A 21,681-nucleotide genomic window follows, 5' to 3' on the forward strand; every position below is an offset into this window, starting at 1 on the left:
GGGTGCCGCGCGCCGCGCCACCCGAACGGGGTCGTAGAGGGATCCTCACGGCTGGATGCCCGGACGTCCGGCGTGGTCCGATGAAACGACCGGCGCCCGCGGGACGTGGCGTGACGGGACAGCAGGGCCGTCGCGGGCAGCGGGGTCAGGCCGTGGCGGCGGGCTGCTGGGCCCGGCTCACGTCGTACACACCCGGTACGTCGCGCATCGCCCGCATCAGGCCGGGCAGCCCTGCCGCGTCCGGGAGTTGCAGCGTGTAGGTGTGCCGGACGCGCTGCTCGCTGGGCGGCTCGACGGTCGCCGCGACGATGGCCGCGTCCGCCGTCGCGATGGCCTCGGTGAGATCGGCGAGGAGCCGGGGGCGTCCGAAGGACTCGGCGACGAGGGTGACCCGGTAGTCGGCCGCGTCGCTCCAGTCACCCGTGTCGTTCCAGCGGGCCCCGACAGCTGCCCGGCCGAGCGACCGCATCCGGGCCACCGCGGGACATTCACGCCGGTGCACGGTGACGGCTCCGCCGCGCACCGTGAAACCGATGATGTCGTCGGGGGGAACAGGAGTGCAGCAGCCGGCCAGACGGACCGGGGCGCCCGGCCCGTCGACTGCCACGCTCGCGGCGCGGCCTCCCGCCTTGCCGCGGCCGTTGGCCGGTTCGTCGGCCGGCTGGGTCTGCGGCCTCGGGGAGGCCGGGCGGCTTCCGTGAGGTCCCTGCGCGTCGTCGGGGTTGGCCTCGAGCCAGCCGGTGATCGCGATCCGTGCCCCGGGGGTACGGGCGTGGTCGAGCCACTCGGGAGAGGGGCCGGAGGAGGCGTCCTGGGCGAGCAGCAGCTGCACGGTGTCGCCGTCGTTCAGAACGGTGCTGAGCGTGGCCAGGCGGCCGTTGACGCGAGCGCCGATGCACCCGTGCGCCTCCTCGCCGTACTGCGCGTACGCGGCATCGACGCAGCTGGCCCCCGCGGGCAGGCCGAGCGTCCCGCCGTCGGTGCGGAAGACCGTGATCTCCCGGTCCTGGGCAAGATCGGCCCGCAGCGTGGTCCAGAAGGTGTCGGGGTCGGTGGCGGACTCCTGCCAGTCCAGGAGCCGGGAGAGCCAGCCGGGCCTGGTCGGGTCGGCGCGCTCGCCGTCGGCGGGTTCGGCCTGCAGCACGGCGGTCGCGTTGTCGGGGGTGTACGGGTTGCCGAGCGCGACGACGCCCGCCTCGGCCACCTTGTGCATCTGGTGTGTACGGATGAGGACTTCGGCGACCGCGCCCTCGGGGCCCACGACAGCGGTGTGCAGCGACTGGTAGAGGTTGAACTTGGGCGCTGCGATGAAGTCCTTGAACTCGGAGATCACCGGGGTGAAACAGGTGTGCAGTTCACCGAGGACGGCATAGCAGTCGGCGTCCTCCCCGACCAGGACCAGCAGCCGTCCGAAGTCGGTGCCGCGCAGCTCACCCCGCTTGATCCTGACCCGGTGCACGGAGACGAAGTGGCGCGGCCTGATGAGGACTTCGGCGGTGATGCCGGCGTCTCTCAGGGTGGACCTGACGCTTTCGGCGATCTCCGCGAGCGGGTCCTGCGCGTTTTCCGAAGCGGTGATCAGGGCCCGGGTGTTCTCGTACTCCTCGGGATGGAGGATCGCGAAGACAAGGTCCTCGAGCTCGGTCTTGAGTGCTTGCACGCCGAGCCGTTCGGCGAGCGGGATGAGTACGTCGCGGGTGACTTTGGCGATCCGTTCCTGCTTCTCGGGACGCATGACACCGAGGGTCCGCATGTTGTGCAGCCGGTCCGCCAGCTTGATCGACATGACCCGGACGTCGTTTCCGGTGGCGACGAGCATTTTTCGGAAGGTCTCGGGTTCGGCCGCCGCGCCGTAGTCGACCTTCTCCAGCTTGGTAACTCCGTCGACCAGGTAGCAGACCTCGTCGCCGAACTCCTCCCGTACCTGATCGAGGGTCACCTCGGTGTCCTCCACGGTGTCGTGGAGGAGAGAGGCGGTCAGGGTCGTCGTCTCGGCGCCGAGTTCGGCGAGGATCAGCGTCACGGCCAGCGGATGCGTGATGTACGGCTCGCCGCTCTTGCGCATCTGACCGCGGTGGGACGACTCGGCAAGCACGTAGGCCCGACGGAGGTTATTGAGGTCCGCGTCCGGGTAATGGGCACGGTGGGTCTCCGCAACGTGTCCGATGGCGTCCGGCAGACGGCCGCGGGAGGCAGGCCCCAGCAGGGCGACACGGCCGAGCCTGCGCAGATCGATCCGCGGACGACTGCGCTTGCGAAGGGGAGCACCTGGATTGGTGGCCTCTGCGCTCATGGGGCACCTCCGGCAACGTCGACCGGCGGTGAGGAGATGCGGTTGCGCCTCCGGGCCGGTGCTTGATGCTACCGACCCCACCACGCGGCGCAGTCCAGCTCTCGCTCAGCGTGAAACGGATCACCCATTCGAGCGAAGCTCTACCCGATCACCGTTTCGAGCCAGGCCGGGTCGATCATGCCTTCGGCGACGATCACGGCGGGCCCGGTCATGTCGACGCCACCGTCCGGATGCTCGGTGATCACCAGTGTGCCGCCGGGGAGATCCACCGTGTACGTGGCGGGGGTACCGGTCTCCGCGGGGTCCACGCCGTCCCTGCGGGCGGCGGCGACGGCGACGGCGCAGGCGCCCGTACCGCAGGAGCGGGTCTCCCCCGAACCGCGTTCGTGGACGCGCATCGCGACATGGCGCGGGCCGCGGTCCACGACGAACTCGATGTTGACGCCGTCCGGGTAGACGGAAGCGGGGCTGAACGGCGGCACCGAGCGCAGTTCCCCCGCGTGTGCCAGGTCGTCGACGAAGGCGACAGCGTGCGGATTGCCCATGTTCACGTTGCGGGCGGGCCAGTTGCGGCCGTCCACCGAGACCGTGACGCCGTCCTCGGGAAGCACGGCGCGTCCCATGGAGACCGTGACGTCGCCGTCCTTGGCGATGTGCACCTTCTTGACACCGCCCCGGGTCGCGACGGCCAGATCGCCCTCGGCGACGAGTCCGGCGCGCTGCAGATAGCTGGCGAAGACGCGCACGCCGTTGCCGCACATCTCGGCGATCGAGCCGTCGGAGTTGCGGTAGTCCATGAACCACTCGGCCCGGTCCGCCATGCCTCGCGCCTCGGGGTGCGCCGCGGACCGTACGACGTGCAGCAGACCGTCGCCGCCGATGCCCGCCCGGCGGTCACAGAGCCGGGCGACGACGGAGGCCGGCAGGCCGACGGTGTTGTCGGGGTCGGGAACGATCACGAAGTCGTTCTCCGTGCCGTGGCCCTTGAGGAAGGGGATCTGCGAAGTGCTCACGAAGCAACTGTACGAGGCCTCGCCGACAGTCCGCAGAACCGGGTCGGCCGAGCCCGATCCCGCAGGCAGGACCCGGTCTCCTCAGCGGGACCGGGGCCGCTCCGTCAGCGGAGCCGCGCCACGCGCCAGACGGCCAGGGCGACGAGTCCGGCGCACACGGCGACGTACAGGCCGATCACCCGCCAGTCGGGGCGCTCGCTCGATCCTCTGGACGGCAGCCCGGGCCAGGTATGGCCGACACGGCGGGCCGCCATCATGCCCCAGCCCGCGGCACAGCAGCTGATGAGCAGTCCCAGCATGGCCACGACCGCGCCACCGTCGCCGAACTCGAAGGCGAGCGGGAAGGCGAACATCAGGGAGCCGAGGGCGGCAAGCATGATGATCGGTGCGAGCTGCCAGATCCGCATGCGGCGGGCGGGGCGCAGCTCGACCTCGACCTCGGGGGTCACGTCGTGCTCGTCCGGCCCGTCAGGGCTCAGTCGTCCTGCCTCGTGCTGCGTATCCGGTGCGTCCTGGTCTGTATCGCGAGGGCCGGCTTCCATCGCCACGCGCCCTCCCAACTCGGACTCCACTGGTCGATCGATGCTCGATGATGGCACGCTCCCGGGCACCGAAATGACGCGCTGAGCGTCCCGATGCCATCACGTGATCAGGCTGTAACCGCTCGTTCGACCAACGCCAGCGCCCGGTCCGGGAGTTCCCCGCGCCGTTCCTCGGCGCCGCTCAGCCAGTGGACTCGCGGGTCGCGCCTGAACCATGAGTCCTGGCGGCGCGCGAAGCGTTTGGTGGCGCGTACCGTCTCGGCGCGCGCCTCTTCCTCGGTGCACTCCCCGGCGAGCGCCGCGAGCACCTGCTGATAACCGAGCGCCCGGGAGGCGGTGCGCCCCTCACGCAGCCCCAGGGCCTCCAGGGAGCGCACCTCGTCGACGAGGCCGGCCTCCCACATCCGGTCCACCCTGGCGCTGATCCTGGCGTCGAGTTCCGGGCGCTCGACGTCCACACCGATCTGGACGGCGTCGTAGACCGGCTCGTCCCCCGGGAGGTTGGCCGTGAAGGGTTTGCCCGTGATCTCGATGACTTCCAGGGCGCGGACGATGCGGCGTCCGTTACTGGCCAGAATGGCCCGCGCGGCGTCGGGGTCCGCAGCGGCGAGCCGGGCGTGCAGCGCGCCTGAGCCACGTTCCGTCAGTTCCTGTTCGAGCCGCCCGCGCACCTCGGGATCCGTACCGGGGAATTCCAGGGCGTCGATCGCGCCCTTCACGTAGAGACCGGAACCGCCCACCAGGACGGGCGTACGCCCTTGGTCGAGCAGCCGGTCGATCTCCGCACGGGCGAGCCGCTGGTACTCGGCGACACTGGCGGCCTCGGTGACGTCCCAGATGTCCAGCAGATGGTGGGGAATGTCACCGCGCTCGGGGACCGTCAGCTTCGCTGTGCCGATGTCCATCCCCCGGTAGAGCTGCATGGAGTCGGCATTGACCACTTCACCACCGAGCTGCTGGGCAAGGAACACTCCCAGATCGGACTTTCCGGCTGCGGTGGGACCGACGACGGTGATGACGCGGGGTACGGGACCTGATCTTCTCACCGCGACAGTGTCCCAAACCCCGGGACGCTTCCCGGACACGTGCGCTTCACACACCGGATGCGGACTCCTCGCCCGGTCGGCTCGACCGGACACTCCGAGTCACGCACTTTCCATCCCGCACGAGTAAAATGTGACGACAGTCCCCCAGCACGGAAGGTGACCCATGGGTTTCCTGGACAGCCTGAAGGCCAAGCTGGCCCCGGCCAAGGAAAAGGTCGGTGACCTCGCGCAGCAACACGGGGGCAAGATCGACCAGGGCCTCGACAAGGCCGCTCGGACAGTCGACCAAAAGACCAAGGGCAAGTACAGCGACAAGATCGTGTCCGGCACGCAGAAGGCCAAGGACGCGGTCGACCGCCTGGGTCACAAGAACGACGGTGGTACGCCTCCGGCGCCGCCCGCGCCGCCCGCTTCCTGACCCGGGAGTGAACACACTTGAGGCCCGTGGCGCGTGAGCGCTCCACGGGCCTCAAGTGTGTCGTCGGCTGTCAGCCCTTCCCGCGGATCACGACCACGCGGCAACGGCATAACCCACGCCGTATGGAGCGTCCTCGTACAGGAGCTGCCCGCCGAGCCCGGCCCCCTGCGCGGCGCCCGCGAGCACCTGCCACGGCGCCCGGCCCGCCGCCTTCAGCTCGTACGCGAGCTCCTCGTCCAGCGAGCCCAGTGCGGCGAGGTCCGCGGCACCCAGCGCACGGGCCACCGCCGTGTCGAAGTCGATCGCACGCTCGTCCAGGTAGCCCGGCGCCTTGACCGTGCGGCAGGCGCTTCCGTCGCCCATCACCAGCAGGGCCACCCTGTCCGCCCTGCCGGCCAGGTCCCGTCCGGCCTGCGCGCAGCGGTCGGCGGCCAGCGGCTCGCCCACCCCGAGCGCTTCGACGGGCGCCCCGGCCCACCGGGCGCGGGCCAGCAGCCAGGCGCCGACGGCAAGGGACGGCGGAAGCGGGCGTTCGGGAGCCGCGGCCTTTGCGGATGCCTCCCCCAGCCGCACGGTGAGGTCGACGCCGAACCCGGCGAAGGAACCTGACGAGCCTGCGGGGAAGGGCCCACGGTCCTCCGGCCCCGCGGGGCCGACCACGATCAGCAGATCAGGCCGCGCGGCGGCCAGTACCCCCAGTGCGCCGACGCACGCGGCCCTCGCGGTGTCGAGCTCGGGCGCGGCTCCGGCGGCTACCTCGGGAACCAGGAGCGGCGGACAGGGACAGACGGCGGCGGCGACAAGCATGCCGGTCAGCGTACTGCTGCCGCCCCGGGCGTCGGCCCCGGGCGGCATTCCCGCGCGGCCACCCCGGGGGGGGCGATTCGGGCATCACCCGGGTCAGTCACGCCCCGGGTCGGCCCACGAACGTCAGCCGAGGCCGCATCCCGGGGCCGCGGCGGCGGGCAGCGGAGCGGGAGCGCCGATGCCGGGCAGGCCCAGCATCACTCCGGCGGGCTGGGCGGCAGCCGCCCCGGCCCTCTTGTCCCAGGCATCTCCCGACCGGGTCCGCCGTACGCCCAGGGGCGCACCCTCGGCGAGGAGGTGGTGCGGAGCGGCGTAGGAGATCTCGACGGTCACCACGTCCCCGGGACGCACCTCCTGCTCCGGCTTGGTGAAGTGGACCAGGCGGTTGTCCGGTGCCCGGCCGGAGAGGCGGTGCGTGGCACCGTCCTTGCGCCCCTCGCCCTCGGCGACCATGACCTCCAGGGTGCGGCCGACCTGCTTCTTGTTCTCCTCCCAGGAGATCTCCTCCTGGAGGGCGGACAGGCGCATGTAGCGCTCCTGGACGACCTCCTTGGGGATCTGCCCCTCCATGTCGGCGGCCGGGGTCCCGGGGCGCTTGGAGTACTGGAAGGTGAAGGCGTTCGCGAAACGCGCCTCGCGCACCGCGTGCATCGTCTGCTCGAAGTCCTCCTCGGTCTCACCCGGGAAGCCCACGATGATGTCGGTGGAGATGGCCGCGTCCGGCATCGCGGCGCGCACCTTCTCGATGATCCCGAGAAAACGGTCCTGACGGTACGAGCGCCGCATCGCCTTCAGGATCGTGTCCGAGCCCGACTGCATCGGCATGTGGAGCTGCGGCATCACGTTCGGCGTCTCGGCCATCGCCGCGATCACGTCGTCGGTGAAGTCGCGCGGGTGGGGCGAGGTGAACCGCACACGCTCCAGACCGTCGATGCCGCCGCAGGCGCGCAGCAGCTTGGAGAAGGCCTCGCGGTCACCGATGTCGGAGCCGTAGGCGTTCACGTTCTGGCCGAGCAGCGTGATCTCGCTGACGCCCTCGGCGACCAGCGCCTCGATCTCGGCCAGGATGTCGCCGGTACGGCGGTCCTTCTCCTTGCCCCGGAGCGCCGGGACGATACAGAACGTGCAGGTGTTGTTGCAGCCCACGGAGATCGACACCCACGCGGCGTACGCGGACTCGCGACGGGTGGGCAGCGTGGAGGGGAACGCCTCCAGGGACTCGGCGATCTCGATCTGCGCCTCCTCCTGGATGCGCGCACGCTCCAGGAGCACCGGCAGCTTGCCGATGTTGTGCGTACCGAAGACCACGTCCACCCAGGGGGCCCGCCGCACGATGGTGTCGCGGTCCTTCTGCGCGAGGCAGCCACCGACGGCGATCTGCATCCCGGGGCGCTTGGTCTTCATCGGGGCGAGCCGGCCGAGGTTGCCGTAGAGCTTGTTGTCGGCGTTCTCACGTACCGCGCAGGTGTTGAAGACGACGACGTCGGCGTCACCGTCGGAGCCCTCCGGGGCGCGCACGTATCCGGCGTCCTCGAGCAGCCCCGACAAGCGTTCGGAGTCGTGGACGTTCATCTGGCACCCGTAAGTGCGTACCTCGTAGCTCTTCTGGACGTCCACTGCTTCGCTCCGGTTGCCGCTGCTCATGGGACAAGGGTAGGCGCTGGCGACGCCCCTCCCGCCGCCGGAGCCTCTGCCCGCCGTCCGGCCTGGCCAGGACGGGGGGCGGCCTGGCAGGATCGCGCCATGCTGCACGCACTGTCCCGATTCGGCCGACGACGCACCCTTCAGGGGGGCGCCGCCGCCGCTGTCGTTCTCGGGCTGCTGCTGTGGTGGGTGCTCCCGCTCGGGGAGCCGGAGCCGAGCGGATCGCTGACCTTCTCCACCGGCGTACGAAGCGGCGTCTACCAGCGCTACGGGCAGCGGCTCGAGGGTGCGCTGGCCAAGGACATGCCCAAGGTGTCGATAGCGCTGCAGACCAGCGAGGGGTCGCAGCAGAACATCGAACGGGTCGCGATGGGGAAGGCGGACTTCACCATCGCCACCGCCGACGCCGTGACCACCTATCTGCAGAGCGGCAAGCCCGGTGGCGCACGGCTGCGCGGCTGCGTCCGGCTGTACGACGACTACGTCCAGCTGATCGTGCCCAGGGGCTCGAAGATCCAGAAGGTCGCCGATCTGCGCGGCAAGCGAGTCGGCGTGGGCCAGAAGGGGTCGGGGGTGCGCCTGGTCGCCGACCGGCTGATGACGGCGGCGGGCGTCGACCCGGCCGGGGACATCACTGCGGTCCCCGCCGGTATCGACACGATGCCGGCCCGGCTGATGGACGACCGACTGGACGCCTTCTTCTGGTCGGGAGGTCTGCCGACCGGCGCGGTGCAGGAGCTCTCGGAGCGGTTCGCCATCCGCCTGGTGCCGCTGGAGGACCCGCTGATCACCGAGCTCCAGGCAGCCGGCGGGTCCACCCGCCACTACCGCTCGGCCGTGATGCCCGCCGACGCGTACCTGCACGCGCAGCAGGGTCAGGCCGTGCAGACCGTCGCGGTCGCCAATCTGCTGATCACGACGGATCGCACGGATCCGCTGATGACCGAGGCCTTCACCCGGACCGTGATCGACAGCCGGGACCGGATAGGCCGCGAGGTGCACGCGGCGCAACTGGTGGACCTGCGGACCGCGATCTACACCGATCCGCTGCCGCTGCACGAAGGCGCCAAGCGCTACTACCGCTCGGCCAAGCCCTGATCTCTCCGCATCACGCGTGCGGAAGGTTGCGCGGCACGCTGACCGTCACCCGAAGACCGTGCGGTTCGTGCTTGTCGTAGCCGACCGTCCCGCCGCCCGCGGCGAGCAGCACCCGGGCGATGGAGAGCCCGAGGCCCGACCCCTTGACGTTCTGGTGCCGGTTGCTGCGCCAGAAGCGGTCACCGATGCGCTCGAGTTCCTGCTCGGTCAGCCCTGGCCCGCGGTCGGCGACGACCACCGTGGCGACCGCACCGTCGGAGGCGACGGTGACCCGGACCTCCTCGCCCTCCGGGGTGAACTTCAACGCGTTGTCGACGACGGCGTCCAGGGCGCTGGAGAGCGCGATGGGGTCGGCCCAGCCGGTCACGGCGGACGCACCGTCCAGCACCAGCCGTACGCCCTTGTCCTCGGCCACCGGGCGCCACGAGGCCACGCGTTCAGCGGTGAGCGCCCCGATGTCCGTGAGCTGGAGATCCGCCGCGGCGTGTTCGGCCAGTGCCAGGTCCAGCAGATCGTCCAGGACGTGGGCCAGGCGCTTGCCCTCCGTGCGCACCGAGGCGATCTCCTCGTTGCCCTCGGGGAGTTCGAGTGCGAGGAGCTCGATACGCAGCAGCAGCGCGGCCAGGGGGTTGCGCAGTTGGTGCGAGGCGTCGGCGACGAAGGCGCGCTGCTGTTCCAGTACGTCCTCGACGTTGTCGGCCATCTCGTTGAACGAGCGTGCCAGGCGCCTGAGCTCGGGCGGGCCTCCGGACGCGACGACCCGGGACCTCATCCGGCCGCTGGCGATGTCGTGGGTCGCCGCGTCCAGGATCCGTACGGGCAGCAGCACCCACCCGGTGAGCCGGAACGCGGCGCCGACCGCCACCAGCATCGCCACGGCCTCGCCGAGAGCGATCAGCAGCCAGCCGCGCAGGGTGCGGGACCGCATCTCACCGGTGGGCGAGTCGGTCACGACGACAGCGACCACGTCGCCGTCGCGCACCACGGGTGAAGCGACGACGATCCGGCCGTTCTGCCACGGCCACACCTGGGGCGGGTCGTGGGAACGGCGGCCGAGGAGTGCCTCCTTGAACGCTTCACGCCCCTCCCCCTCGACGGGCAGGCTCCAGGAGGCGGGCGCCTTCGCGAGGGCCCTGTCGTCCCGGTAGAAGACCCCTGCCCGGATCCCGTACACCGAGTCGTAGGCCTCGAGTTCGGTCTGGAGTATCCGCTGCCGCTCGTCGTTGCCCCCGACGGGCTCACTGACGAACTGGGCGAGTGCGGCGAAGCGCGCCGTGTCGTCGATCCGGTCGATGACGACCCGCTGCTGTTCGGCGGCGGCCACCCGCACGGCCAGCGGGAAGCCCAGCGCGAGCAGAACGGCGGCCATCAGAACGATGAGCAGGGGAAGCAGACGGGTGCGCACCTGGAACGTTCGCCCCTACGCGGACGGCGGGACGAGCCGGTAGCCGACGCCCCGCACGGTCTCGATCAGTGCGGGGAGACGCAGCTTGGAACGGAGCGACGCGACGTGCACCTCGAGGGTGCGCCCCGTCCCCTCCCAACTGGTCCGCCACACCTCACTGATGATCTGTTCCCGGCGGAAGACGACACCCGGACGCTGGGCGAGCAGCGCGAGGAGGTCGAACTCCTTGCGCGTGAGCTGGACCTCGTGGTCGTCGACGCTGACCCTGCGGGTGGGCAGCTCGATGTTCACCGGGCCGATCCGCAGAGCTGCGAGGGGGGTCTGCCCGGTGTCCTCGCCGGCCGTCCTGCGCCGGGCGACCGCATGGATCCGGGCAAGGAGCTCGCCGGTGTCGTAGGGCTTGACGACGTAGTCGTCCGCGCCGAGGTTGAGGCCGTGGATCCGTGAGCGTACGTCGGCACGTGCCGTCACCATGATCACCGGGATCGCGGAACGCTTGCGGATCTTCCCGCACACCTCGTAGCCGTCCTGGTCGGGCAGCCCGAGATCGAGGAGGACCACCCCGAAGGGCTCCTTGTCCGCGGGCAGCAGCGCCTGCAGGGCCTCCTCGCCGTTGCGGGCGTGCACGACCCGGAACCCGTGCCGCGCGAGCACGGCGGACAGGGCCGCCGCGACGTGATCGTCGTCCTCGACGAGCAGCAGTCTCATGGCCCCCCTCTCCGCTTCCCGACATTTCGGGACGATTGAAACTATGGGTGATGTTGCGCGGCTGTTCCGCTCCGCGAACCTTCTCGTACGGCGACGATTCACGCCATCCCGTACCAGGGCATCCACTCCGATGACGGGTATGCCAGTCAAGGCCCAGCCCGTTACCACCGGGTTTCCGTTACCCACCCGGTACTCCGACGTGCGCCTCGTGACGCCCTGTTCACACGGTGTGTCCGGTTGCGGCCGGATCGTTATGCTCAATTTCCGCTCAGATGTAATGACGCTGGTAGCACTGCGTCACTAGGGTCTTTCCCTAACCGAGGAGGACGGAGCAAAAAGCCGATGAGCGGAGTTTCAGTGACCAAGGCCGCCGAGGATGCCGCACCTGCGGGAGACGACCTTGTCGTACTGAGCAACGTCAACAAGCACTTCGGCGCGCTGCATGTGCTCCAGGACATCGACCTGACCATCGCCCGTGGCGAGGTCGTCGTCGTCATCGGACCCTCCGGGTCCGGGAAGTCCACGCTGTGCCGCACGATCAACCGCTTGGAGACGATCGACTCGGGCGCGATCACGATCGACGGCAAGCCACTGCCCCAGGAGGGCAAGGAGCTGGCCAGGCTGCGCGCCGACGTCGGCATGGTCTTCCAGTCGTTCAATCTCTTCGCGCACAAGACGGTGCTCGAGAACGTGATGCTGGGCCAGCTCAAGGTCCGCAAGATGGACAAGGCGGCCGCAGAGGACAAGGCACGTTCGCTGCTCGACCGGGTGGGCGTGGCAACACAGGCCGACAAGTACCCTTCACAGCTTTCCGGCGGTCAGCAGCAACGCGTCGCCATCGCGCGCGCATTGGCGATGGACCCCAAGGTCATGCTGTTCGACGAGCCGACGTCCGCGCTCGACCCGGAAATGATCAATGAGGTGCTGGAGGTCATGCAGCAGCTCGCCCGGGACGGGATGACCATGGTCGTCGTCACCCACGAGATGGGCTTCGCCCGCTCCGCGGCCAACCGCGTCGTCTTCATGGCGGACGGAAAGATCGTCGAAGAGGCAGTGCCCGACCAGTTCTTCAGCAACCCGCGCAGTGACCGGGCCAAGGACTTCCTGTCGAAGATCCTTCACCACTGACCCCGCACGACTGTTCTCCGGACCAGCTGAACACTCACATCGCGTCAACCCAGGGAATTTCACCATGCAGCTTCGTAAGGTCACCGCCGCCTCGGCCGCCGTGCTCGCGCTCGCCCTCACCGCCACCGCTTGTGGTTCCGACAACAAGGACGACGCCGCGGGTTCCGGCGGCGGCGGGAAGATCACCATCGGTATCAAGATCGACCAGCCCGGTCTGGGCCTGAAGACGCCCGACGGCAAGTTCGCCGGCTTCGACGTCGACGTCGCCACGTACATCGCCAAGGAACTCGGCTACGACGCCAAGAACATCAACTTCGTCGAGACGAAGAGCGCCGACCGCGAGACCGCCATCGAGCGCGGCGACGTGAAGTTCATCGCGGCGACGTACTCCATCAACGACGAGCGTCAGCAGAAGGTCGACTTCGCGGGCCCGTACCTCCTGGCTCACCAGGACGTCCTCGTCCGTGCCGACGACGACTCCATCAAGTCGCCCGAGGACCTCAACGACAAGAAGCTGTGCTCCGTCACCGGTTCGACCTCCGCGAAGAACGTCAAGGAAAAGCTGGCCCCCAAGGCTCAGCTGCAGAACTACGGCGGCTACTCCGAGTGCCTCACCGGCCTGGAGAACGAGGCTGTTGACGCGCTGACCACGGACGACTCCATCCTCGCCGGATACGCGGCGCAGGACGCCCACAAGGGCAAGTTCAAGCTGGCCGGCTTCAAGATGACCAACGAGAACTACGGCATCGGCCTGAAGAAGGGCGACGCCGACCTCAAGAAGAAGATCGACGCCGCGCTCACCAAGATGGTCACGGACGGCTCGTGGGAGAAGGCGGTCGAGGCCAACTTCGGTCCCGCCAACTACAAGTACGAGCCCGCGCCGAAGGTCGGCAACATCGTCAAGTAGGGCTCCCATCGCCGGGCGGTCCGAAACCGGGCTGATGAGGTGCGCCGCCGTCGAGGCGGCGCACCGAGCCCTCCCCACACCTGGAAGCACGGGAGATCGTGTTCGACTTTCTTGAAGGTTACGACCTACTGGGGGCCTTCTGGGTGACGGTGAAACTCACCGTCTACTCCGCCCTCGGTTCCCTCATATGGGGAACGCTGCTGGCCGGTATGCGGGTCGGCCCGGTCCCCCTGATGCGCGGGTTCGGCACCGCTTATGTGAACATTGTCCGCAACATCCCGCTGACCGTGATCATCGTCTTCGCGTCGCTGGGCCTCTTCCAGACCTTGCAGGTCACCCTCGGGGGCGGCGACAACTTCGAGGTCATCAACTTCCGGCTCGCGGTACTCGCGCTCGCCCTCTACACGGCCGCCTTCGTCTGCGAGGCGCTGCGCTCGGGCATCAACACGGTGCCGGCGGGCCAGGCCGAGGCGGCACGGGCACTCGGGCTGAGCTTCACCCAGGTCCTGCGCCTGATCATCCTCCCGCAGGCCTTCCGATCGGTCGTCAACCCGCTGGCCAACGTGCTGATCGCGCTGACCAAGAACACCACCGTCGCCGCGGCGATCGGCGTGGTCGAAGCGGCGTACCTGATGAAGGACATGATCGAAGCAGAGGCTCAACTGATTCTGATCTCCGCCATCTTTGCGTTCGGATTCATCTGCCTCACCCTCCCGACCGGGCTCCTCCTCGGCTGGGTGAGCAAGAAGGTGGCGGTGAAGCGATGACGACGTCTGTCCTCTTCGACGCACAGGGGCCCCGCGCCAAGCGGCGCAATGTCCTGTACTCGGCCATCTTCGTAGTGGCTCTCGCCGCGCTGGTCTGGTGGGTCTACGGCGCCCTCGACGAGAAGCACCAGCTCGACTGGGTCAAGTGGGAGCCGTTCTTCACGAGCTCCCAGCCGTGGGAGACCTATCTCTGGCCGGGGCTCCAGAACACGCTCAAGGCCGCGTTCTTCGCCCTGCTGATCGCTCTGCCGCTCGGAGCGCTGTTCGGTATCGGCCGGCTCTCCGACCACCGTTGGATGCGGATGCCGTCCGGCATCGTCGTGGAGTTCTTCCGCGCCATCCCCGTCCTGATCCTGATGATCACGGCGAACGCCGCGTACTCGGAGTTCACCAACATCGCCAGCGACGTGCGTCCGCTGTACGCCGTCGTCACGGGTCTGGTGCTGTACAACGCCTCGGTCCTCGCCGAGATCGTGCGGGCCGGGATCCTGTCCCTCCCGCAGGGGCAGACCGACGCCGCGAAGGCGATCGGCATGCGCAAGGGCCAGACCATGCGGTACGTGCTGCTGCCGCAGTCGGTCACCGCCATGCTGCCCGCGATCGTCAGCCAGATCGTCGTCATCGTGAAGGACACCGCTCTCGGCGGTGCGGTGCTCACCTTCCCCGAGCTGCTCGCGTCGGTCCGTCCGATGAGCGCCAACTACGGCGCGAACACCATCGCGTGCTTCACGATCATCGCGCTGATCTTCATTGCGGTGAACTTCGCGCTCACCTCGTTCGCGAGCTGGCTCGAAGGCCGGCTGCGCCGCGCGAAGAAGAGCACGGGCGCAGTGGTCGGCGTCGCGCCGGACGGTGGTCTGGAGACCATCGAGGCACCGCCGGTCAAGTCGGACGGCACGCACCAGGCCTGACGGATCGTCGGTCGAAGAACCACTGGGGGGCGCCGGCGCAGATGCCGCGCCCCCCGCCACGTTCCGTTGTCACTTGACGCAAGCACCGGCAGTGGGTTGCATACGTTCTGTGATCGCGCCCCGAGCCTCCGCCACCCCTTCCTCCCCCACTTCGTCGACCGTCAGCGCCGGAGGGTTCACACCGTGGACCCGGTGATCGTCGTCGGTGCCGGGCCGGTCGGCCTGGCACTGTCGCTCGCCCTCGCCGCCCAGGGCGTGCCCTCCGTCGTGCTGGACGAAGGGCCGGGCAAGGACGAACCCCGCCCCGCCCGCACCGTGGTTCTGCGCGAGGACACCGCGGACCTGGTCGGACGGCTCGGGTGCGAGAGCCTCCGCGACGAGGGGCTGCGCTGGGCGGGGTGGCGCTCGGTGCGGCGCAAGCAGCTGGTGCGCGCGGTTCCGCTCGGTGACGCGGAAGGCCCTGTTCCGCTGCCCTCGCCCGTTCACCTTCCCCAGCACGCCCTCACCCGGGGTCTGCGGGCCGCTGCCGCCGCGCAGCGCCTGATCAGCATGGTCCCGTTCAGCAGGATCGACACTCTGGAACAGGACCCGCACGGTGTCACCGTGCACACCAGGGAGCCCGGTTCGACATGGTGGCGCGGCAGCTATCTGGTCGGCTGCGACGGGGCCAGGTCCACGGTGCGCAAGCTCCTGGACATCCGGTTCCCCGGCCGTACGGCGGTGGAACGGCATGCCGTGGCCGCGCTCCGAGCCGAACTGCCGTGGCCCGACGAGGCCGTGCTGCACCGGGCGCCGCCGTGGCGCACCGGGGGTGCGGAGGTCACCGCGCGGCCCCTGCCCGACGGCGTCTGGCGGCTGGACTGGCTCCTGCCGCCGCGTGGTGAGCTCGTCACGCCTGACGCCCTGGTGACCCGGATCCGAGACACCCTCGCGGGCTGGTGCGGCGAGACCCCGGCCTACGAACTGCTGGACACCGGCGTGTACACGCTGCACCACCGCCTGGCCCTGCGCTGGAGGTCGAAGCGCGCCTTCCTGGCCGGCGACGCCGCCCATCTGCTGGGGGCTCTCGGCACCCAGGGGCTGGACGAGGGCCTGCGGGACGCCGAGAACCTGGCCTGGAAGCTCGCCCAGGCCTGGCACCACGGCGCCTCCGAGCTGCTGCTCGACAGCTACCAGGCGGAACGGCGGGCTGCCGTCGCCTCCCGGTTGCGTGCCGCCGATCAGTCGTTGCCGATACTGCGTGGCGGGCCCGGCCTGCGGACGCTGGTACCGGGCAGCGGACGCGGGCACGACACCCTGCTGGCCGATGGCCATCTGGGATGCGGTCCCCTGGGTGCGCCCCCCTCCTACACCCAGTCCCCTCTTTCACCTCAACGCGCCGGGGCGCACACTGCCGTCGGCACGCCCCCCGGTGCGCCGGTCGCCGACACACGGGTGACGGCGCCCGACGGGAAGGCCGTGCGGCTGCGCGACCGGCTCGGGCAGGGGCATCTGCTGGTGATCCTGGTCGCGCCGGGCACCGGGGTGTGGGACCGGCGGCACTGGCTGACCGCCGGGGTCATGCCCAGGCTCGTCGAGGCCGTGGACGCGCTGCCGGTGAAGGCCGAGCTCCTGGTGACCGAGAGCTATCCCGGGGCAACGGCGCACACCGTGCTGCTGGTCAGGCCGGACGGACACCTCGTGGCCGCGTTCAGCGGAGTCCGGTCCGCGGAGCTCTTCGCCGCGGCCGACGCGGCGCGCGGCGGTGCGGTCGAAGCCGCCGACGGTGACACAGGTCGTGCGACCGCGGCCTCCGACCGGACTGCGGACGTCAATTGACCGTCTCACACGCGCATGGTGTACTCCAGATCATGACCGACACCGATGTGCGCCTGTGGCGGAGGGTCCATATGGACCTCGTCCGCTATGCGGGCTGCGTGTGTCGTCCGTCCTGCTGAATCGCCTCGTCATGCCGCGCCGTGCTGCTTTCCGTACGGACGCGTGCCTCCAAGCGAACTCTCAGGACGGTCACCGTGTCTGCACCTTCCCCCTCCGTACCCACGCCCGCGTCCGCCGTCGGCACCAGCACCCCCGGGCCGACGGCCACGGAGCTCCTCGACTTCGTCCGCCGTACCGCGGACGACACCGCGCTCATCGCTTCGCTCCCGCTCGATCCCGAGGGCCGCACCTGGCTCCGGCTCGACGGTCCCGGTGGCAGTGAGGCCTGGCTGATCGGCTGGCCACCGGGTACCGGCACCGGCTGGCACGACCACGCCGAGTCGATCGGCGCTTTCACCCTGGCCGCAGGCTCCCTCACCGAGCACTCGCTGGCCGCCCGGCTGCCCACCGATGGCTGGAAGACCCTTGAGCTGACGGACGGGATCGACCGGATCCGACAGCTGACGAAGGGCCGGGGCAGGGCGTTCGGCCGGCACCACGTGCACGAGGTGCTCAACGAGTCCGAGAACGAACACGCCGTATCGGTGCACGCCTATTACCCGCCCCTGCCGCAGATCCGCCGGTTCAGCCGGACGGGTGCGGTGCTCCGTCTGGAGCAGACCGAACGCCCGGAGGACTGGCAGTGAGCGGCACACAGGAGCAGCGGGCGGAGCGGGTCGGGATCGACGAGCTGCTGGAGCGGGTCCGGGCCGGCTACGAGCGGATCGGCCCCGAGGAGGCCGCTGCCGCAGCGGCGGACGGGGCGCTCCTGGTCGACATCCGCTACGCGGCGCTGCGCGAGGCGGACGGCCTGATCCCGGGGGCACTGGTCGTCGAGCGCAACGAGCTGGAGTGGCGGCTCGATCCGCAGGGGAGCCACCGCGCTCCGGAGGCCGTGAGCCACGATCTGCGGGTCGTGGTGATCTGCAACGAGGGGTACGCGTCGAGTCTCGCGGTCGATTCCCTGCGGCAGTTGGGACTGCACCGGGCCACCGACCTGGTCGGCGGTTTCCAGGCGTGGCGTTCCGCCGGGCTTCCGGTCGCTCGCTGACCCGCGGACCTGGCAGCTGAACCTGTACGGGTGCCGGGGCCTCCGCCCGGAGGCCCCCACCATCGGTCCCGGTCCGATGGACGCCGGAGCAGTCCGCGTTGCCGCTCGCAGGACCGAATGGTGCCCCGCCCCACCCGAACGCCGCTCCCCGGTGGAGCATTCGCCCCGCGCGACGGACATTCACCTCATCACTGAGGATCGGAATGTACGGAGATGTCGCGCCGATGGAAACCGCTCGCCTCACCCCTGACCAGCTCGACGCCCAGGCCTCGCTGCTCCATGACACGCAGGTGTGGCAGCAGATCGTCACGGGCTGGGGGCGCACCGTCCCCGAGCCGGACCTTCCGGCACCCACGCCTTCACACGCAGCACCGTCCCTGCCCCCGGCCGACTGGCGGGATCTGCTGTCCGTACCCGTCGACGAGCTCATCGACGAATCGCTGCGGGCGATGCCCGTGGCCCTCCCCCGCGAGCGCCCGCTCCCCGGGCGGCTGGGTGCGGTCCTGCCCGAGCGCCTGCACGCGTGGCGCCGCATCGGGCAGCCGGATGTCCGCCCTTCCACCCATCTCGGCTACGCGCGGCAGATCCTGACCGAGTGGGGCTGGCAGAACACGCCGTACCGTCTGCGCAACGCCCGTGGTGCCCGCTGCGTGTGCGGGGCCATGCTGACCGCGCACAGGCTCGGCTACGGCTCTCTCGGCACCGTGGACCGGGCGGGCGCCTGGCTGATCACCGAACTGCGCTCACAGGGCTGGACCGGACTGATCGGCCCGTGGAACCGCCAACCCGGGCGTACCGCCTCCGATGCGCTGGCCCTGCTCGACGCCACGATCCGCCGGGCCTCCCTCGCCGGACACTGAGTCGGCCCCCCGGCCCCTGCCCACACCGCAACCTGCGGGACTCCGAGCCTGCCGCACCCCACGCATGCGGGGCTCGGGACCAGGTACGTGGGACGCCGATCCCCTCCGACACCGGCCGGCGACAGCCCCCTCCGCTACCGCCGACCACTCTCAGTAGGTCTCGTCCAGCCCGTCCACGTCCTCGCCCTCCTGCTCGATCGCCTGACGGACCACGCGCAGGGCCATCCCCTCCCCGTACCCCTTGCGCGCGAGCATGCCCGCGAGCCGGCGCAGCCGCTTGTCCCGGTCCAGCCCTCGGGTGGACCGGAGCTTGCGCGCGACAAGCTCCCTGGCGGTCTCCTCCTCCTGCTCGGCATCGAGCTGTCCGACCGCCTCGTCGATCAGCGCGGAGTCCACGCCCTTGGTGCGCAGCTCCTGCACGAGAGCACGACGGGCCAGCCCCCTGCCGTGGTGCCGGGATTCGACCCAGGCGCCCGCGAACGCCGCGTCGTTGATCAGCCCGACATCCTCGAAGCGCGACAGCACTTCCTCGGCCGCCTCGTCGGGGACTTCCCGTTTACGCAGGGCGTCGGCGAGCTGCTTGCGCGTGCGCGGGGTCCCGGTGAGCAGCCTCAGGCAGATGTTGCGTGCCTGCTCGACCGGGTCGAGCGGTTCCCCCTTCCCGGCCCTCGACGGGGCGGGGGAACCGCTGCTTCTGGAACGGGAGCGGGAACGACGGCCCGCCCCCTCACCGAACCCGGTCCCCGGGCCGGAACCCGGGGGACCGTCTGCGGACTCTGCGGCGAATTCGGGGCCGGGACCCGCGCCGGCGGCGCTGTCCTGCCACTCCGTGCGACGCGTCACGGCCTAGCTCTTGGCCGCCGCGGTCTTGGCGGGCTTCGCCTTGGTCGCAGGAGCGGGCACAGACTTCGCCGTCCCGTCGGCCGCGACACCACCCGCGGTGGCCGTCGCGTCGGCTGCGGGCTCTGCCGCCGGGTCCTTCGGCCGCACACCGATGCCGAGCTTCTCCAGGATCTTCTTCTCGATCTCGTTGGCGAGATCGGGGTTGTCCTTGAGGAAGTTGCGGGCGTTCTCCTTGCCCTGGCCGAGCTGGTCGCCCTCGTACGTGTACCAGGCGCCGGCCTTGCGGACGAAGCCGTGGTCCACGCCCATGTCGATCAGACCGCCCTCGCGGCTGATGCCCTGGCCGTAGAGGATGTCGAACTCGGCCTGCTTGAAGGGGGGCGCGACCTTGTTCTTGACGACCTTGACGCGGGTGCGGTTGCCGACGGCGTCGGTACCGTCCTTGAGCGTCTCGATCCGCCGGATGTCGAGGCGCACCGAGGCGTAGAACTTGAGCGCGCGGCCACCGGTGGTGGTCTCCGGCGAGCCGAACATCACGCCGATCTTCTCGCGGAGCTGGTTGATGAAGATCGCGGTGGTCTTGGACTGGTTGAGCGCGCTGGTGATCTTCCGGAGCGCCTGGCTCATCAGGCGGGCCTGCAGACCCACGTGCGAGTCACCCATCTCGCCCTCGATCTCCGCACGGGGCACCAGGGCCGCGACGGAGTCGATGACGATCAGGTCGAGGGCGCCCGAGCGGATCAGCATGTCCACGATCTCGAGAGCCTGCTCACCGTTGTCCGGCTGGGACAGGATGAGGTTGTCGATGTCGACGCCGAGCTTCTTCGCGTACTCGGGGTCGAGGGCGTGCTCGGCGTCGATGAAGGCCACCGTGCCGCCGAGCTTCTGCGCGTTCGCCACGGCGTGCAGCGTCAGCGTCGTCTTACCGGAGGACTCCGGTCCGTACACCTCCACCACACGGCCGCGCGGCAGGCCGCCGACGCCGAGCGCGACGTCGAGTGCCGTCGACCCGGTGGGGATCACCTCGATGGGCTCGTTCGGCCGCTCACCGAGGCGCATCACCGCGCCCTTGCCGAATTGCCGCTCAATCTGTGCGAGTGCGGCGTCCAACGCCTTCTCGCGGTCGTTACCTGCCATGGGTTCCACCCGATTTGCTTGAGTCGATCGCTTCACGTCAAAGACGCTAACCCCTGCCACTGACAATGGGCCTCGACGTCCTCCCGACCTGTGGACAACTCCACGGTCGTGCCCGGGAAAACCCGGCCGGAATCCAATGAGAATGGATGTTCGATTTTGGTGTCAAGCACACCACGCCGGGCCGGCACAGCCGAGCGTAGTGGCTTATAACAGTCGAGGTCGACCGAGTCAACGAAAAGTGACAGGAGCCATGCTAGGTTCCGGCGTCATGGAGATGCCTCCGAGTGGTCCGTCAGGAAAAGTCGCTCTTGTCGCCGGTGGTACGCGCGGTGCGGGCCGAGGAATCGCCGTACAGCTGGGGGCGGCCGGAGCGACCGTGTACGTCACCGGACGCACCAGCGGTTCCGAGCGCTCGGAGATGGACCGCCCCGAGACCATCGAGGAGACCGCGGCGCTCGTCGACGAGGCGGGCGGTCACGGCATCCCCGTCCGGGTCGACCATCTCGTGCCCGCCCAGGTCAGCGCGCTGGTGGCACGCATCCGGAGCGAGCAGGGGGCTCTGCACGTCCTGGTGAACGACATCTGGGGCGCAGAGATCGAGTGGGACAAGACCGTGTGGGAGTCGTCCCTGGACACCGGGCTGCACACGCTGCGCCTGGCCGTGGACACCCACGCGATCACCAGCCACTTCGCGATCCCGCTGCTCATCGCGACACCGGGCGGCCTCGTGGTCGAGGTGACGGACGGCACGGACGAGTACAACGCCACCAACTACCGGGTGTCGTTCTTCTACGACCTCGCGAAGGCCGCGGTGAACCGCATGGCCTTCGCCCTGGCGCACGAGGTGGAGCCGCACGGGGCGACCGCTGTGTCACTCACTCCGGGCTGGCTCAGGTCCGAGGCCATGCTCCAGGCCCACGGCGTCACCGAGGCGAACTGGCGTGACGCGGTCGCCCACTCGCCCCACTTCGCCATCTCGGAGTCACCGGCGTTCGTCGGGCGGGCCGTGGCCGCGCTCGCCCAGGATCCCGAGGTGGCTCGCTGGAACGGGGACTCGCTGTCCAGCGGGCAGCTGGCGCAGGTCTACGGCTTCACGGATCTCGACGGCAGCCGGCCCGACGCCTGGAGGTACCTCACCGAGGTCCAGGACCCCGGGTTGCCCGCCGACGTCTCCGGCTACCGCTGA

At 69.9% G+C, this 21,681-nt stretch carries 22 protein-coding genes; 12 read left to right on the plus strand and 10 right to left on the minus strand.

Annotated elements, in window-relative coordinates:
- Nucleotides 1–145 precede the first annotated feature (145 nt).
- The 4 genes from ACFQ6X_RS10940 to miaA form a co-directional block, all read right to left on the minus strand.
- Complete coding sequence (locus ACFQ6X_RS10940) at nt 146–2,293, minus strand: RelA/SpoT family protein (protein ID WP_383179203.1); 2,148 nt, start codon at nt 2,291–2,293, stop codon at nt 146–148.
- Between the two features lie 140 nt (nt 2,294–2,433).
- The gene (dapF, locus tag ACFQ6X_RS10945; RefSeq protein ID WP_383179207.1) at nt 2,434–3,306 is read right to left on the minus strand and encodes a diaminopimelate epimerase; all 873 of its coding nucleotides are present in this window, start codon (nt 3,304–3,306) and stop codon (nt 2,434–2,436) included.
- 104 nt (nt 3,307–3,410) lie between these two features.
- Complete coding sequence (locus ACFQ6X_RS10950) at nt 3,411–3,848, minus strand: hypothetical protein (protein WP_329215016.1); 438 nt, start codon at nt 3,846–3,848, stop codon at nt 3,411–3,413.
- Between the two features lie 107 nt (nt 3,849–3,955).
- Entirely contained in the window at nt 3,956–4,894 is a 939-nt protein-coding gene (gene miaA, locus ACFQ6X_RS10955) for a tRNA (adenosine(37)-N6)-dimethylallyltransferase MiaA (protein ID WP_383179210.1), read from the minus strand.
- A gap of 163 nt (nt 4,895–5,057) precedes the next feature.
- Between miaA and ACFQ6X_RS10960 the strand changes: the two genes are divergently transcribed.
- Nucleotides 5,058–5,312, plus strand: coding sequence for an antitoxin (locus tag ACFQ6X_RS10960; RefSeq protein WP_383179213.1), 255 nt, complete (start codon nt 5,058–5,060; stop codon nt 5,310–5,312).
- 87 nt (nt 5,313–5,399) lie between these two features.
- On the opposite strand, the gene ACFQ6X_RS10965 is transcribed toward ACFQ6X_RS10960, so the two are convergent.
- Both ACFQ6X_RS10965 and miaB read right to left on the minus strand, forming a co-directional pair.
- Nucleotides 5,400–6,119 carry a class III extradiol dioxygenase subunit B-like domain-containing protein gene (locus tag ACFQ6X_RS10965; protein WP_383179216.1) on the minus strand — a complete coding sequence of 240 codons (720 nt, stop codon included), beginning with the start codon at nt 6,117–6,119 and terminating at the stop codon, nt 5,400–5,402.
- Between the two features lie 123 nt (nt 6,120–6,242).
- Entirely contained in the window at nt 6,243–7,763 is a 1,521-nt protein-coding gene (miaB, locus tag ACFQ6X_RS10970; protein ID WP_383179219.1) for a tRNA (N6-isopentenyl adenosine(37)-C2)-methylthiotransferase MiaB, read from the minus strand.
- 99 nt (nt 7,764–7,862) lie between these two features.
- Between miaB and ACFQ6X_RS10975 the strand changes: the two genes are divergently transcribed.
- Nucleotides 7,863–8,861 (plus strand): TAXI family TRAP transporter solute-binding subunit, encoded by a 999-nt coding sequence (locus ACFQ6X_RS10975; protein WP_383179222.1) that lies wholly within the window; start codon nt 7,863–7,865, stop codon nt 8,859–8,861.
- Nucleotides 8,862–8,871: 10 nt separating this feature from the next.
- On the opposite strand, the gene ACFQ6X_RS10980 is transcribed toward ACFQ6X_RS10975, so the two are convergent.
- Both ACFQ6X_RS10980 and ACFQ6X_RS10985 read right to left on the minus strand, forming a co-directional pair.
- Complete coding sequence (locus ACFQ6X_RS10980) at nt 8,872–10,266, minus strand: sensor histidine kinase (protein ID WP_383179225.1); 1,395 nt, start codon at nt 10,264–10,266, stop codon at nt 8,872–8,874.
- Nucleotides 10,267–10,281: 15 nt separating this feature from the next.
- Nucleotides 10,282–10,974 carry a response regulator transcription factor gene (locus tag ACFQ6X_RS10985; protein ID WP_383179228.1) on the minus strand — a complete coding sequence of 231 codons (693 nt, stop codon included), beginning with the start codon at nt 10,972–10,974 and terminating at the stop codon, nt 10,282–10,284.
- Between the two features lie 342 nt (nt 10,975–11,316).
- Here ACFQ6X_RS10985 and ACFQ6X_RS10990 point away from each other — a divergent pair, with 342 nt between their 5' ends.
- The 9 genes from ACFQ6X_RS10990 to ACFQ6X_RS11030 all read left to right on the plus strand — a co-directional run bounded on the left by ACFQ6X_RS10990 (nt 11,317) and on the right by ACFQ6X_RS11030 (nt 18,515).
- Nucleotides 11,317–12,102 carry an amino acid ABC transporter ATP-binding protein gene (locus ACFQ6X_RS10990; protein ID WP_329206762.1) on the plus strand — a complete coding sequence of 262 codons (786 nt, stop codon included), beginning with the start codon at nt 11,317–11,319 and terminating at the stop codon, nt 12,100–12,102.
- A gap of 64 nt (nt 12,103–12,166) precedes the next feature.
- A complete protein-coding gene (locus tag ACFQ6X_RS10995) occupies nt 12,167–13,009 on the plus strand; it encodes a glutamate ABC transporter substrate-binding protein (RefSeq protein WP_383179232.1) in 843 nt (280 codons plus the stop codon).
- Nucleotides 13,010–13,107: 98 nt separating this feature from the next.
- On the plus strand, nt 13,108–13,776 hold the full coding sequence (locus tag ACFQ6X_RS11000) for an amino acid ABC transporter permease (RefSeq protein ID WP_383179235.1): 669 nt from the start codon (nt 13,108–13,110) through the stop codon (nt 13,774–13,776).
- The gene (locus ACFQ6X_RS11005; RefSeq protein WP_383179238.1) at nt 13,773–14,687 is read left to right on the plus strand and encodes an amino acid ABC transporter permease; all 915 of its coding nucleotides are present in this window, start codon (nt 13,773–13,775) and stop codon (nt 14,685–14,687) included. Before ACFQ6X_RS11000 ends, ACFQ6X_RS11005 begins: the two co-directional genes overlap by 4 nt.
- 183 nt (nt 14,688–14,870) lie before the next feature.
- On the plus strand, nt 14,871–16,505 hold the full coding sequence (locus ACFQ6X_RS11010; RefSeq protein WP_383179241.1) for an FAD-dependent monooxygenase: 1,635 nt from the start codon (nt 14,871–14,873) through the stop codon (nt 16,503–16,505).
- 32 nt (nt 16,506–16,537) lie between these two features.
- Nucleotides 16,538–16,624, plus strand: coding sequence for a putative leader peptide (locus ACFQ6X_RS11015; RefSeq protein WP_311605579.1), 87 nt, complete (start codon nt 16,538–16,540; stop codon nt 16,622–16,624).
- 75 nt (nt 16,625–16,699) lie between these two features.
- A complete protein-coding gene (locus tag ACFQ6X_RS11020) occupies nt 16,700–17,251 on the plus strand; it encodes a cysteine dioxygenase (protein WP_383179244.1) in 552 nt (183 codons plus the stop codon).
- The gene (locus ACFQ6X_RS11025; RefSeq protein WP_383179247.1) at nt 17,248–17,655 is read left to right on the plus strand and encodes a rhodanese-like domain-containing protein; all 408 of its coding nucleotides are present in this window, start codon (nt 17,248–17,250) and stop codon (nt 17,653–17,655) included. Before ACFQ6X_RS11020 ends, ACFQ6X_RS11025 begins: the two co-directional genes overlap by 4 nt.
- A gap of 224 nt (nt 17,656–17,879) precedes the next feature.
- Nucleotides 17,880–18,515: a hypothetical protein gene (locus tag ACFQ6X_RS11030; RefSeq protein WP_383179249.1), complete on the plus strand. Its 636-nt coding sequence runs from the start codon at nt 17,880–17,882 to the stop codon at nt 18,513–18,515.
- A gap of 150 nt (nt 18,516–18,665) precedes the next feature.
- Here the strand turns inward: ACFQ6X_RS11030 and recX are convergent, their stop codons facing one another.
- Complete coding sequence (gene recX / locus ACFQ6X_RS11035; protein WP_383179252.1) at nt 18,666–19,358, minus strand: recombination regulator RecX; 693 nt, start codon at nt 19,356–19,358, stop codon at nt 18,666–18,668.
- 3 nt (nt 19,359–19,361) lie between these two features.
- Nucleotides 19,362–20,495: a recombinase RecA gene (gene recA, locus ACFQ6X_RS11040; protein ID WP_383179255.1), complete on the minus strand. Its 1,134-nt coding sequence runs from the start codon at nt 20,493–20,495 to the stop codon at nt 19,362–19,364.
- 268 nt (nt 20,496–20,763) lie between these two features.
- Here recA and ACFQ6X_RS11045 point away from each other — a divergent pair, with 268 nt between their 5' ends.
- The gene (locus ACFQ6X_RS11045) at nt 20,764–21,681 is read left to right on the plus strand and encodes an SDR family oxidoreductase (protein WP_383179259.1); all 918 of its coding nucleotides are present in this window, start codon (nt 20,764–20,766) and stop codon (nt 21,679–21,681) included.

This window comes from Streptomyces sp. NPDC056452 (genome assembly GCF_042796085.1).
Taxonomy (GTDB): domain Bacteria; phylum Actinomycetota; class Actinomycetes; order Streptomycetales; family Streptomycetaceae; genus Streptomyces.

What these genes read in the sequence shown, in the direction of transcription:
- ACFQ6X_RS10940 (WP_383179203.1), bottom strand. Translation starts at nt 2,293, where the DNA reads ATGAGCGCAGAGGCCACCAATCCAGGTGCTCCCCTTCGCAAGCGCAGT.
- ACFQ6X_RS10950 (WP_329215016.1), bottom strand. Translation starts at nt 3,848, where the DNA reads ATGGAAGCCGGCCCTCGCGATACAGACCAGGACGCACCGGATACGCAG.
- ACFQ6X_RS10960 (WP_383179213.1), top strand. Translation starts at nt 5,058, where the DNA reads ATGGGTTTCCTGGACAGCCTGAAGGCCAAGCTGGCCCCGGCCAAGGAA.
- ACFQ6X_RS10965 (WP_383179216.1), bottom strand. Translation starts at nt 6,119, where the DNA reads ATGCTTGTCGCCGCCGCCGTCTGTCCCTGTCCGCCGCTCCTGGTTCCC.
- miaB (WP_383179219.1), bottom strand. Translation starts at nt 7,763, where the DNA reads ATGAGCAGCGGCAACCGGAGCGAAGCAGTGGACGTCCAGAAGAGCTAC.
- ACFQ6X_RS10975 (WP_383179222.1), top strand. Translation starts at nt 7,863, where the DNA reads ATGCTGCACGCACTGTCCCGATTCGGCCGACGACGCACCCTTCAGGGG.
- ACFQ6X_RS10985 (WP_383179228.1), bottom strand. Translation starts at nt 10,974, where the DNA reads ATGAGACTGCTGCTCGTCGAGGACGACGATCACGTCGCGGCGGCCCTG.
- ACFQ6X_RS10990 (WP_329206762.1), top strand. Translation starts at nt 11,317, where the DNA reads ATGAGCGGAGTTTCAGTGACCAAGGCCGCCGAGGATGCCGCACCTGCG.
- ACFQ6X_RS10995 (WP_383179232.1), top strand. Translation starts at nt 12,167, where the DNA reads ATGCAGCTTCGTAAGGTCACCGCCGCCTCGGCCGCCGTGCTCGCGCTC.
- ACFQ6X_RS11005 (WP_383179238.1), top strand. Translation starts at nt 13,773, where the DNA reads ATGACGACGTCTGTCCTCTTCGACGCACAGGGGCCCCGCGCCAAGCGG.
- ACFQ6X_RS11015 (WP_311605579.1), top strand. Translation starts at nt 16,538, where the DNA reads ATGACCGACACCGATGTGCGCCTGTGGCGGAGGGTCCATATGGACCTC.
- ACFQ6X_RS11030 (WP_383179249.1), top strand. Translation starts at nt 17,880, where the DNA reads ATGGAAACCGCTCGCCTCACCCCTGACCAGCTCGACGCCCAGGCCTCG.
- recA (WP_383179255.1), bottom strand. Translation starts at nt 20,495, where the DNA reads ATGGCAGGTAACGACCGCGAGAAGGCGTTGGACGCCGCACTCGCACAG.
- ACFQ6X_RS11045 (WP_383179259.1), top strand. Translation starts at nt 20,764, where the DNA reads ATGGAGATGCCTCCGAGTGGTCCGTCAGGAAAAGTCGCTCTTGTCGCC.